This window comes from Klenkia sp. AC732 (assembly GCF_979256525.1).
Genome location: NZ_CEEDOS010000006.1, coordinates 1 through 10932, shown reverse-complemented (window position 1 = coordinate 10932; position 10932 = coordinate 1). Strand labels below are relative to the sequence as shown.

The 10932-nt window shown below is 75.1% G+C and carries 10 protein-coding genes and 1 pseudogene; 9 read left to right on the top strand and 2 right to left on the bottom strand.

All coding sequences use genetic code 11. From position 1 onward, the window contains the following. Positions 1 to 9: 9 nt before the first annotated feature. Positions 10 to 1245 carry a right-handed parallel beta-helix repeat-containing protein gene (locus AC0IVP_RS03975; RefSeq protein ID WP_471754732.1) on the bottom strand — a complete coding sequence of 412 codons (1236 nt, stop codon included), beginning with the start codon at positions 1243 to 1245 and terminating at the stop codon, positions 10 to 12. Positions 1246 to 1340: 95 nt separating this feature from the next. On the opposite strand from AC0IVP_RS03975, the gene AC0IVP_RS03970 reads away from it, so the two are divergent. Continuing rightward, complete coding sequence (locus AC0IVP_RS03970) at positions 1341 to 2219, top strand: glycosyltransferase family 2 protein (protein ID WP_471754730.1); 879 nt, start codon at positions 1341 to 1343, stop codon at positions 2217 to 2219. Then, positions 2216 to 3196 carry a glycosyltransferase family 2 protein gene (locus AC0IVP_RS03965; protein ID WP_471754728.1) on the top strand — a complete coding sequence of 327 codons (981 nt, stop codon included), beginning with the start codon at positions 2216 to 2218 and terminating at the stop codon, positions 3194 to 3196. The genes AC0IVP_RS03970 and AC0IVP_RS03965 overlap by 4 nt, the downstream gene beginning before the upstream one ends. A gap of 2 nt (positions 3197 to 3198) precedes the next feature. Here the strand turns inward: AC0IVP_RS03965 and AC0IVP_RS03960 are convergent, their stop codons facing one another. Beyond that, on the bottom strand, positions 3199 to 4083 hold the full coding sequence (locus tag AC0IVP_RS03960) for a right-handed parallel beta-helix repeat-containing protein (RefSeq protein WP_471754726.1): 885 nt from the start codon (positions 4081 to 4083) through the stop codon (positions 3199 to 3201). Between the two features lie 86 nt (positions 4084 to 4169). On the opposite strand from AC0IVP_RS03960, the gene AC0IVP_RS03955 reads away from it, so the two are divergent. The 7 genes and pseudogenes from AC0IVP_RS03955 to AC0IVP_RS03925 form a co-directional block, all read left to right on the top strand. Further along, positions 4170 to 4817 (top strand): hypothetical protein, encoded by a 648-nt coding sequence (locus AC0IVP_RS03955; RefSeq protein WP_471754724.1) that lies wholly within the window; start codon positions 4170 to 4172, stop codon positions 4815 to 4817. Continuing rightward, positions 4814 to 5263, top strand: coding sequence for an acyltransferase (locus AC0IVP_RS03950; protein WP_471754722.1), 450 nt, complete (start codon positions 4814 to 4816; stop codon positions 5261 to 5263). The genes AC0IVP_RS03955 and AC0IVP_RS03950 overlap by 4 nt, the downstream gene beginning before the upstream one ends. Beyond that, on the top strand, positions 5260 to 6651 hold the full coding sequence (locus AC0IVP_RS03945) for an O-antigen ligase family protein (protein WP_471754720.1): 1392 nt from the start codon (positions 5260 to 5262) through the stop codon (positions 6649 to 6651). The genes AC0IVP_RS03950 and AC0IVP_RS03945 overlap by 4 nt, the downstream gene beginning before the upstream one ends. After that, the gene (locus AC0IVP_RS03940) at positions 6648 to 7391 is read left to right on the top strand and encodes a hypothetical protein (RefSeq protein ID WP_471754718.1); all 744 of its coding nucleotides are present in this window, start codon (positions 6648 to 6650) and stop codon (positions 7389 to 7391) included. The genes AC0IVP_RS03945 and AC0IVP_RS03940 overlap by 4 nt, the downstream gene beginning before the upstream one ends. Beyond that, positions 7388 to 8860: a lipopolysaccharide biosynthesis protein gene (locus tag AC0IVP_RS03935; RefSeq protein ID WP_471754716.1), complete on the top strand. Its 1473-nt coding sequence runs from the start codon at positions 7388 to 7390 to the stop codon at positions 8858 to 8860. The genes AC0IVP_RS03940 and AC0IVP_RS03935 overlap by 4 nt, the downstream gene beginning before the upstream one ends. A gap of 163 nt (positions 8861 to 9023) precedes the next feature. Continuing rightward, a complete protein-coding gene (locus AC0IVP_RS03930; protein WP_471754714.1) occupies positions 9024 to 10607 on the top strand; it encodes a sugar transferase in 1584 nt (527 codons plus the stop codon). 44 nt (positions 10608 to 10651) lie between these two features. Further along, positions 10652 to 10932: pseudogene (locus AC0IVP_RS03925) on the top strand (UDP-glucose 6-dehydrogenase); the annotation flags it as partial.

Genomic DNA, 10932 nt, shown 5'->3' with positions numbered 1-10932 from the left:
CCCGGCCGATCAGGCCGTGCGGACCACCGGTGCCGGTGCGCCGGTGGCGTCCATGACGTTGTCCGGGTCGACGACGACGGACGCCGGGGCCAGCAGCGGCCCGTACTTGGCGTCGGCGGTGAACACGTTGCCCGACAGCGTCACACCCTCGACCACGGCGTCCCCGCGGACGTTGACCGTGTAGTTGCCGCCGCTCATCCGGTTGCCCGACACCACGACGTCCCGGAGCACGTTGGGCCGCAGCTCGCTGCCCAGCATCACCGAGGCGTTGCCCTGGTCGCCGGTGTCCCGGTTGCGCGGGTCCAGGGTGTTGCCGGTGATCCGGATGCCGACGCCACCGGTGCTCTGCACCGCGTCGGGGTGCAGAGCGCCCTTGCGGACCATGCCGTGGATCCAAGACGAGTCGACGGTCGTGTTGCTGCCGACGCGGGCGCCGTCGTTGGTGCCGCGGATCTCGGTGCGGCGCACCGTGTAGTTCTGCCAGCCGATGCCGATGTCCACGATGCCCTGGCCGTCGAGCTCGCTGTCCTCGACGACGAGGTTGCGGTAGGTGCCGTTGGTGGCCACGACCATCGTGGTGGCCGAGCCGCTGCAGGTGATCCGGCTGTTGCGGATGGTGACGTCGTTCGCCCGGATCGTGATGCACCCGGTGAGGTCCAGCCCGTCGATGACCGTGCCGCTGGTGACGACGGTGAGGTCGCCGGTCTGCGGCCGCAGCACCACACCGGCGGGCACGCCGGTGGTGTCGGGGCCGGCGAGGGTGCCGGTCGCGGGCGGGGTCACCACGGGTCCGGTGACCGGCCCGGTCGCGGGCGGGTCCGGGACGGGGGTCGCGGCCGGCGGGACGGCGCGCAGCGTCTTGTCCACGCTGGAGCTGACCCGGCCGTTGGTGAAGCGGGTCCGCACCGACGTCAGGCCCGACCGGCCGGTCAGGTCGACGACGGCGGTGGCCCGGTAGGAGCCGTCGGTGGCCACGATCGTCGTGGTGCTGGCGACGACGGCGCCACCGAGGGAGAAGGTCACGGCGGTGAGCGGCGAGGACGAGACGGCCGTCAGCTCCACCGGGGCGGCCGGGACCGGCGCCAGGCTCACCGACCTGCCCTCGTAGGCCACCCACATCGACGAGGCGTCGGCCTGCTCCACGGGCAGGACGCCCAGCAGCGACACCGCGGCCACCGCCACCGCCACCGCGCTCCCCGCCCAGCGCACCAGGCGGCGGGGGGCGCGACCGTCCACGTTGCTCATGCCCAGAGCGTGATGGAGCGACGACTTCCTGTAACCGCCCGGTCGGGTGAGTTCCGGTGGGTCCTGCGTCACACCGACCCCGAGAGGAGCACCCCGTGAGCACTGCCGCACGCGCCTCCGTCGTGATCCCCGCCCACGACGAGGGCCGGGTGATCGACCGCTGCCTGACCGCCCTGCTCGCCGGCGCCGCACCCGGGGAGTTCGACGTCGTCGTGGTCGCCAACGGCTGCTCCGACGACACCGCCGACCGGGCCCGCCGGCACGGTCCCGACGTCCGTGTGCTGGAGCTCGGGGCGGCCGGGAAGACCGCCGCGCTCAACGCCGGTGACGCCGCGGCCGGCGCCTTCCCCCGGGTGTACCTGGACGCCGACGTCGAACTCGGCACGGGGGCCGCGCGTGCCCTGGTGGCCGCGCTCTCCGCGGGACCGGCGCTGGTCGCCGGGGCCCGGCCGGAGCCCGACCTCACCGGCTGCTCGGCGTGGGTGCGCGCCCACACCCGGGTCTGGTCGGCGCTGCCGGTGCTGCAGGACGCCTACGTCGGCTCCGGGGTCTTCGCCGTCTCCGCGGCCGGTCACCCCCGGCTCGCCCCGTTCCCCGACGTGGTGGCCGACGACCTCTGGGCCCGGCGGGCCTTCCGCCGGGAGGAGCGGACGGCCGTGGACGCCGGGTTCACCACGTACCCGCCGCGCGGGCTGCCCGACCTGCTCCGCCGGCTGGTCCGGGTGCGGGCGGGCAACGTGCAGCTGGAGTCCGGGCCCCCGGTGCCCGGCGGCGCCGCCACCGCCACCGCCCTCGTCGACGACGAGGGCCCGCGCGGGGTGCGGGGGCTGCTGGCCACCCCCGGCGTCCCCCCGGGGTCGGTGGTCGTCTTCCTCGGCGTCTCGGTGCTGGTCCGGGTGGCCGCGTGGGTCAAGGTCCGGCGGGGTCGCACCGCCGTGTGGAACCGGGACGAGTCGTCCCGGGTGGCCGCGTGAGCACCGACGCGGGCACCGACGTGGGCAGGGTCGGCGTGCTGGTGGTCGGCTACGGGTCCCCGCAGTGGCTGGACCGCTGCCTGCAGACGCTGACCGAGGTCTTACCGCCCGCCGTCCAGGTGGTCGTGGTGGACAACGGCTCCCAGCCGCCGCTGGAGCCGGTGCTCCGGCGGCACCGGGACCGGGTGACCGCGCTGCGCTCGGAGGTCAACACCGGGTTCGGCCGGGCGGCCAACCGGGCGCGCGCGCACCTCACCGGTGACCTGCTGCTGCTGGTGAACCCCGACGCGCTGCTGCGCCCCGGCGCGGTCGAGGCCCTGGTGGCGCACCTGGACGCCGACCCACGCCGGGGGATCGTGACCGGCCGGCTGGAGCGCCCGGACGGCTCGCTGGACCCCTACTCGGCACTGGGCCGCCCCACGCTGTGGAGCGAGTTCTGCTTCGGCACGGGGCTGTCCACCGCCTTCCCCCGGTCGCCGTGGGCGAACACGTTCGACCTGCACGGCTGGGCCCGGGACACCGAGCGCCCGGTCGGGGTGGTGTCCGGGTGCGTGCTGCTCGTCCGGGCGTCGCTGTTCGACGCCCTCGGCGGGTTCGACCCCCGGTACTTCATGTACGGCGAGGACGTCGACCTGAGCACCCGCGCCGGTGAGCTGGGGTTCGAGCGGTCCTTCACCCCGGTGGTCGTGGCCACCCACGCCGGCGGCGCGTCGTCGTCCTCGGCGGGGAAGACGGTGATGGTGCTGCGCGGCAAGGCGACGCTGTACCGCCGGCACCCCGCGGCGTGGCGCCGGGCGGTCTCCACGACGCTGCTGCACACCGGGGTGGCGCTGCGGGCCGCACTCGAGGGACGCCGGCCGGTCGCCGACCGGGTGTGGCGGGCGGCGTGGACCCGGCGGGCGGAGTGGCGCGGGGGCTGGGCCCCGGTGCCCGCCGACGTCGACGCCGACCTCGACCTGAGGCCGGTGGCCCCGTGAGGTCAGCCCACCTCGTTCAGCGACCAGGTCTGCTGGGGGTCGGCCATCGTCTCGCCCTCGAAGCGGACGCCGGCCGGGGCCTGTGCCGGGCCGTAGCGGCTGTCGGGCCCGTACACGTTGTCCCGGAAGACGACGCCGTCCAGGGTGGCGTCCTGGCGGACGTTCACCGTGTAGTTGCCGCCGTTGAGCCAGTTGCCCTCCACCAGCACCCGCTCGAGCACCCGGGAACCGGTCTCGCTGCCCAGCATGACCGCGGCGTTGTTGAGGTCGCCCGCGTCGCGGGCGTGGACGTCCAGGGTGTTCCCGCGGACGGTGATGTCGCTGCCCTGGGTGGCCTGCACGCAGTCGGGGTGCAGCTCGCCCTGGCGGACCATGTCGTGGATCCAGGAGCGCTCGACGAGGACGTCGTCGCCGAGGCGGACGCCGTCGTTGGTGCCGTGGACCTCCACCCGGCGCAGCGTGTAGTCGTTCCAGCCGACCCCGATGTCCGCCTGGCCGAGGCCGTCGATCTCGGTGTCCTGCACCAGCAGGCCGGTGACGCCGTCGCCGACCTGGACCACGTTGGCGGTCTCCGGGTCGCTGCACCGGATGCGGGTGTTCTGGATGGTCACGTCGGAGGCCAGCACCTGCACGCAGCCCTCGACGTCCAGGCCGTCCACCACGGCACCGGCCTCGGTGACGACGAGGTCGCCGCTGGGTCGCAGGGTGACGCCGGCGGGCACACCGGTGTTGTCCGGACCGGGCGGGGAGGTGTCCTCGACGGTGGCGCTGGGCGCGGCCGCGGGGCGCACGTAGTCACCGGGCGCCTCACCGGCGCAGCCGCCGAGGACCAGCACCCCCAGCAGACAGGTCACGGCCGGCAGGGCGCGGGAGCGGGTGCTGTGCACCCGGTCGACGGTGGCACGCCCGTCTCGCGCCCGGGTGTGATGTTGCCCTCCGGAGGCGTCTGGCCACGCACGGTGGGGGTGCCTCCGTGGACCTGACCGAGGTCGCGGTGGCGTGCCTGCGCCGCTGGTACGTGCTGCTGGCCGTGCTCCCGGTGTTCGCGCTGCTCGCGCTGCACCTGGCCGACGACGCCCGGCCCTCCTACTCGGTCGCGGCCACGCTGGTCGTCGTCCCCTCACCGGGCCTGGCGCTGGCCCGCGACCCGGCCATCGGCGACGAGGGCCCCGGCGACACCAACCCCTTCGGCTCGCCGGCCACCCTGGCGCTGCTGATCAGCCGCACCGTCGCCGCCGACGGTGCGCTGACCGGGCTGCCCGACGGGTCGACGGCCACGGCCAGCTGGGACGGTCTGCGACCCAGCCTGGTCCTGCTCGCCGCAACCGGGCCCGACCCGGCCGGCGCGGAGGCCGCGCTGGCCGCGGCGCGGGCGGGCGCGCGGGCTGCGCTGGCCGACCTGCAGTCCGCCCAGGGCGTCCGCCCCGACGCCGTGTTCCTCGCCGCGACCGGCTCAGGTCCCGACGCCCCGGGCCTCATCCGCCCGCACCGCACCCGGATGGCGGTCGTCGTCGCCGCCGCCGGTGGGCTCGCCGCCGTGACCCTGGCCGTCGCGCTGGACACCGCCCTCCTCCGCCGCCGGACCCTCTCGCCCACCCCCGACCCAGGAGAGCCCCGATGAGAAGCCTCAACCGGCTCCGCCTGATCCGCACCGCCCTGCAGGGCGCCAAGCGGCAGTACTACAACCGCGTCTGGGGGATGCACATCGACCCCACCGCGATGTTCTCGCTGTCGGCCCACTTCGACCGCACCTACCCCCGCGGCGTGCACGTCGGGCCCGACAGCTACGTCGCCTTCGGCGCGACGATCCTCTGCCACGACCGCACCCGTGGTCTCAAGGCCGACACCGTCGTGGGCCGGGACTGCTTCATCGGCGCCCGCAGCATGCTGCTGCCCGGCATCACCGTGGGCGACTCCAGCATCGTGGCCGCCGGCGCCGTCGTCACCAAGGACGTGCCGCCGCGGACCATCGTGGCCGGCAACCCCGCGGTCGTCGTCCGGCGCGACATCGAGGTCGGCCGCTACGGGCGGTTCCTGTCCGCCGACGCACCGCGGCCGCCTGCGTGACGGCGACCCTCCGCCGGTCCCGGGGCAGCCACCGGCTGTCGCTGGAGGACCGGCTCGCCCCACCCCCTGGCACCGGCCCCCCGGCGGCCCTGGCCGTGCTGTTCTGCGCCCTGCTCTTCGTCTTCCCCAGCGAGGTCGTGCTGGCCGGGCCGCTGAAGTCCAACGGCTCGCCCGGCCGGCTGCTGGGCTTCGCGGCCCTCGCCCTGGTCGCGCTGGGCCTGGTCCGTGGTGCGCGCCGACCGGTGCACGCCCGGCGGGTGGACCCCGTCGTCGTGGTGCTGCTGCTCTTCCTGGCCCAGGCGCTGCTCAGCTACGGCGTCGAGACCGGCCGCACGCTGACCGCCGTCGCCGCGGCCACCAGCCTGCGCTACGTGCTGGTGCTCACCGCCGGCGTCGGCATCGCGCTGCTCATCGCGCTCGCCGTCCCCGACCTGGCCGGTGCCCGGCGGCTGCTGGGCTGGCTGCTGGCCGGCAGCGTCCTCAACGCCGGCGTCGGGCTGGTCCAGGCCGTGGGGGCCGACCTGTCCTGGGCCGACGTCGTCCGGGTGCCCGGGATGGCGTTCACCTCCAACCCCGGCGTGCTGCGCGAGCGGCTGGAGTTCGTGCGGGTGCTGGGCACGACCTCGCACCCCATCGAGTTCGCCGTCTGCCTGGCCGTCACGCTGCCGCTGGCCATCCACCTGGCCCGCTTCGCCGGCACCCCGGGCCGGCGCGCCGCCAGCGCGGCCGCCGCCGGGGTCGTCGCGCTGGCCACCCCGTTCGCGCTGTCCCGGTCCGGGCTGCTGTGCATCGCCGTGGGGCTGCTGCTCTACGTGCCCTTCGCGACCCGGGCCCAGCGCTGGTCGGTGCTGGCCGGGGCGGTCCTGGCCCCGGCGCTGGCGGTGCTGGCCGTGCCGCGGGTCGTCGACGCCTTCGTCCAGCTCTTCAGCGGCGTGGCCACCGACGAGGCGGCCGCCGACGACAGCATCTCCGGGCGGCTCGCCGACTACGCCGGCGTCCGCGAGGTCTTCGACCGCAGCCCGTGGCTGGGCGGGGTCCTCACCAGCGGGGACGGCGTGCTGGACAACCAGTGGCTGGGCTTCCTGGTCCGTGGCGGGCTGGTGTCGGTCGCCGGGTTCGCCGCCCTGCTCGTCGTCCCCGCGGTGGTCGCGACCGTGGCCGCGCGCGTGCACCCCCGCGACCCCGAGCGCGCCAGCCTGGCCGGTGCACTGCTGGGCGGGCTCGCCGCCTCCGGGGTGGCCGCCTCCACCTTCGACACCCTCGCCTTCCAGCAGAGCGCGCTGCTGGTCTTCGTGCTCGTCGGGCTGACCTCGGTCGTCGTCCGCAGCTCCTGGCACACCCCGTGCCCGCCCACCTCCCCGACGACCCAGAAGGCAGGGGTCCTGTGACCTTCTCCGACGTCCTCCGTGCCTGCGCCCGCCGCTGGTACGTGCTCGTGGTCGTCCTGGCGCTGACCGCGACCGGCGCCGTGCAGGCCTCCCGTGAGGCCCGCCCCGAGTACACCGTCACCGCCTCGCTGGTGGTGCTGCCCTCCCCGGCCCTGGTCGCCGCGCGGCTGCCCACCTCGGGCAGCGGTGGCCTGACCACCAACCCCTTCAACGCCCAGACGGGCGGCTCGACGCTGGCCGCCGTGCTCGCCGACGCCCTCAACACCGCCACCGTCCAGGACGAGGTGCTGACCGGCGGCTCGGGCCGGGCCAGCGCCGTGTGGGACAACCAGACCGCGCAGCTGGTCGGGCTGACCACCGTCAGCGACACCGCCGAGGGCGCCACCGACCTGATGGCCCGGCTGGTGGACGGTGCCGGCACCGTCGTCGAGCGGGTCCAGCTGGAGGCCGGGGCGCCGGGTGACCAGCTGTTCACCACCGCGGTGGGCTCGCCGGCGGACTACCCGCTCCGGGACTTCCCCGACCGGCTCCGCTCGGTCGTCGGGCTGGCGCTGGCCGGGCTGGTCCTCGCCGTCGTCGCCGCGGTGCTGCTGGACCGGGTGGTGCTGGCCGGGGCCCGGGTGCGGGGCCGACGCCGCCGGCGGCGCGAGGCCCGTCGGACGGCCCGGCAGGAGGAGGCCGGTCAGGAGACGGGCCCGGGGACGGGACCCGGCACCGCGGCAGGGGGTGGGGCCGGGTGAGCACCGTCGAGCACCCCGGCGACCTCCGCGACCGGACGGTCACCTCGGCACTGTGGGTGGCTGCGGACAAGTGGGTCAACCGGCTGGCCTCGCTGGTGGTCTTCGCCGTCATCGGCCGGCTGCTGGAACCCGCCGAGATCGGTGTCGCCGCCCTGGCGGCCACCTTCGTCGCGCTGTTCCAGGTGCTCGCCGAGCAGGGGTTCTCCGATGCCCTGGTCCAGCGCAAGGGCCTGGACCGGGAACACCCCGAGTCGGCGTTCTGGGTGTCCCTGGGGAGCGCGGTGCTGCTGGCCGCGGCCCTGGCCGCCTGCGCCGGGCCGATCGCGGCCGCCCTGGACACCCCGGAGCTGGCGCCGGTGCTGCGCGTGCTGTGCGTGACCCTGGTCCTCTCCGCGCTCAGCCTGACCCCGGCTGCCCTCCTGCAGCGCGACTTCGGGTTCAAGCGGCTCACCCAGCGTCGGGTGGTCGCCAACCTCACCGGCGGCGTGGTCGGCGTGGTCGCCGCGGTGCTCGGCGCCGGCGTCTGGGCGATCGTGGCGCAGAGCCTGACCTCGGCGCTGATCGGCGTCGTCGTCCTGTGGTCGGTGCTGCCCTGGCGGCCCCGCTTCCGGGTCAGCCGCGCCGCCGTGCGGGACCTGCGCGGGGTCGGCCTCAGCGTGATCGGCATCCAGCTCTTCGCGTTCCTCAACGCCCAGGCCGACAAGTTCGTCATCGGTGCGGTGATCAGCCCGACGGCGCTGGGCTACTACTACATCGGGACCCGGATCATCTCGATCCTGTCCGACGTGCAGACCGCGGTGATCCAGAGCGTCTCGCTCACCGCGCTGTCCCGCGTCCAGGACGACCCGCCCCGGTTCCGCCGGGCCTTCCTGTCCCTCACCGGTGCCTCGGCGACGATCGGGGTCTTCACCTACGCCACCTTCGCGGCCCTGGCCCCGGTGGTGGTGCCGCTGGTCTTCGGTGACCAGTGGCAGCCCAGCGTGCTCATCACCCAGGTGCTGTGCGCCATGGGTGCGCTCAACAGCGTCCTGGTCTTCGACCGGACGGCGCTGATCGCGGCCGGCCACGCGACGCTGGCGCTGGTGGTCACCGCCGTCCAGTGCGTGGTGGGGGTCGCCGCGGTCGTCGTCGCCGTGCCGTTCGGCATCGTCGCCGTCGCGGTGGCCGTGACCGCGCGGCAGTACCTGGTCTGGCCGTTGCGGCTGCGGGCCCTGCGCCGTGCGCTCGGGCTGCCGATCGGGCCCTACCTGCGGCAGTGGGCGGCGCCGGCCGTCGCGGGCCTGCTCGTCGTCGGCGTGCTCACCGGGCTCCTCGCCCTGCTGCCCCCGGTGCTCGGCACGTGGGCCCAGCTGGGCGTCGTGGTGGGCGGCGGGCTGCTGGCCCTGGCCGTCTACCTGGCCGTCGGCCTCGTCCTCTTCCGCGGCACGCTGCGGGACCTGCTCGCGGTCGTCCGGCGGCGGGCACGGTGACCGCCCAGAGCGGTCGCGCAACGTATCTGGACTGTGACACAGAGTTCATGACCGAGCTGTTCCGAGGCCGCACCCCGTGGGCCAGGCTGGGGGTGCCGGACGACGTCGACGGCACCGTCACGGGGCCCCGGGACGACCGGACTGACGCACGACGGAGGACAGCGTGACGACGTCGGAGACGACCACCAGCACCACCGGCAGCACCACCCACGGCACCACCGCGCGGACCACCACCCGGACGACCGTCCGGCCCGCCGGCCGCAGGACCACCGCGCTGGGCCCCGGGGACCCACCGGCCACGCGCCGGGGACGCGTCGGCCGGGTGCGCGGCGCCGGCACCGAGGCCCGTCGGGCCTGGCGCACCCGGTACGTCCGGGCGGTCGTCGTGCTCGACGTGCTCTGCGCCGCCGTCGGCGCGGTGGTCGGCCACGCGGTGCGCTTCGACCACGGGCTGGACGGGCTCGCCGTCATCGCCCCGGCCTGGTCGGTGGTCGTGCTGCCGCTGGCCTGGGGGGTGGCCATGCTGCTGGCGCGCAGCTACGAGGAGCGCTTCCTGTGGAGCGGCGCCGAGGAGTTCCGGCGGGTGTTCGTGGCCGCCGTCGTCCTGCTCGCCGGCGTCGCCACCGTCTCCTGGGGCTTCCGGCTGGAGGTGGCCCGCGGCTTCGTCGTCGTCGCCATCCCGCTGGCCACCGCACTCACCCTGGTCGTGCGGTACTCGCTGCGCCGCTGGCTGCACGGCCAGCGCGACCGCGGCCGGTTCCTGCAGACGACGCTGCTGGTCGGCCACCGCGGTGGCGTCGCCGCGCTGCACGAGCAGATGGACCGGGAGAAGTACCAGGGCTACGACGTCGTCGGCTGCTGCCTGCCCGGTGAGGGGCCGCTCAGCCCCTTCGACGGCCTGCCCGTGCTGGGCGGCCTGGACGAGGTGGTGGCCGTCGTCGACCGGTACCAGGTCGACACCGTCGCGGTGCTGCCCAGCCCCGAGCTGGACGGGTCGGTGCTGCGCCGGTTGGGCTGGGACCTGGAGAAGACCCGGGCCGAGCTGCTGCTGGCGCCCGCCGTCACCGAGATCGTCGGCCCCCGGGTCAACATCCGGCCCGTCTGCGGCCTGCCGCTGATGCACGTCGAGCGGCCCGAGCTGCGCGGCGTGCGGCGGTTGACCAAGGACGTCGTCGACCGCACCGCCGCCGCGCTGGTGCTGCTGCTGGCCTCACCCGGCCTGGTCGCGATCGCCGTGGCGGTGGCCGCCACGAGCAGCGGGCCGGTGTTCTACCGCCAGCAGCGGGTCGGCCAGGACGGCCGGACGTTCTCCATGCTCAAGTTCCGCAGCATGGTCGTGGACGCCGAGGCCCGCCTGGTGACCCTGCAGGCCTCCAGCGAGGGCAACGGCGTGCTGTTCAAGATGCGCGGCGACCCGCGGGTCACCCGGGTCGGCCGGGTGCTGCGCCGCTACTCGCTGGACGAGCTGCCCCAGCTCCTCAACGTGCTCGCCGGCCACATGTCCCTGGTCGGCCCCCGCCCGCCGCTGCCACCCGAGGTCGAGAAGTACGGCTTCGACATGCACCGGCGGTTCCTGGTCAAGCCCGGCATCACCGGGCTCTGGCAGATCAGCGGCCGCTCGGACCTGTCGTGGGACGACTCGGTCCGCATCGACGTGCGCTACGTCGAGAACTGGTCGCTGATGTTCGACCTGATGATCCTGTGGAAGACCGTGGGGGCGGTCGTCCGAGGGTCCGGGGCCTACTGAGCCCCGCCCTCCTCCACATCCCCTGAGACGACGAAGGAACACACGTGAAGCTGTCTGTGATCGGTTGCGGCTACCTGGGTGCGGTGCACGCCGCCTCCATGGCCGAGTTGGGGCACGACGTGGTCGGGATCGAGGTGGACGTCGCCAAGGCCGAGCTGCTGGCCGCGGGGCGGGCGCCCTTCCACGAGCCGGGGTTCGAGGAGCTGCTGGGTCGCTCACTGGCCTCGGGCCGGTTGCGGTTCTCCTCCGAGATGGCCGACGCGGCTGGGGCCGCGGTGCACTTCCTGTGTGTGGGGACGCCGCAGAAGCGGGGGGAGTACGCGGC